Genomic DNA, 820 nt, shown 5'->3' with positions numbered 1-820 from the left:
AATGGGGAATTCACGTTTGAGTTGCGCGATAGCGAAGGCAAACTGCTTCAAACAAAAACAAATGACAGCGATGGAAATATCTATTTTGATGCATTGTCTTATGAAAAAGCGGGCACGTATGATTACACCATTACCGAAGTAAAAGGTACCGACACCACAATTACGTATGATAAAAAAGTTATAAAAGCCAAAGTAACGGTGAGTGATGAATCTGGGCAATTAGTGGCCAAAACTGCGTATGAAGGAGATACAACATTTGAAAATACGTATACGCCAAAATCTGGTAGTGTCGTTTTAACAGCTCAGAAGAAATTGAATGGCCGGACGTTAAAAAATGGGGAATTTACGTTTGAGTTGCGTGATAGCGAAGGCAAACTACTTCAAACAAAAACAAATGACGGCGATGGAAATATCTATTTTGATGCGTTGTCTTATGAAAAAGCGGGTACGTATGATTACACCATTACAGAAGTAAAAGGTACCGACGCCACAATTACGTATGATAATACCAAGTACAACGCTCAGGTAAACGTGACAGATAATAATGGAAAATTGACGGCAACTTCTTTGTATGAGAAACAACCAATATTTAGAAATACTTACACACCAAGGAAAGTAATAAATAAGGAAAACCCACAACCGAAAAAATATCCAAGAACTGGAAGTAGTCAGTCTTCTTGGTGGATCGTAACAGGAGGGTGGATCTTATTTGGTGTTATTAGTATTTTTCTTTATCGCTTTACTAAAAAACAGCAGTAACTTAGCGAGAAGATAAAATTTTGAAAGTTAATTATTTCCCTGAATAATTCATACTTTGACT

1 protein-coding gene is annotated in these 820 nt (G+C 36.5%); it reads left to right on the top strand.

Annotated features, from left to right (window positions below):
• The coding region (locus RU96_RS12625) for a Spy0128 family protein (RefSeq protein WP_143350981.1) at positions 1-759 on the top strand (759 nt) is incomplete at its 5' end.
• Positions 760-820 lie beyond the last annotated feature (61 nt).

This window comes from Enterococcus canintestini (genome assembly GCF_001885735.1).
In the GTDB taxonomy this organism is placed as follows: Bacteria; Bacillota; Bacilli; order Lactobacillales; family Enterococcaceae; genus Enterococcus_C; species Enterococcus_C canintestini.
Note: the sequence above shows the minus strand (reverse complement) of the source record. Positions and strands in the feature narration are given on the sequence as shown.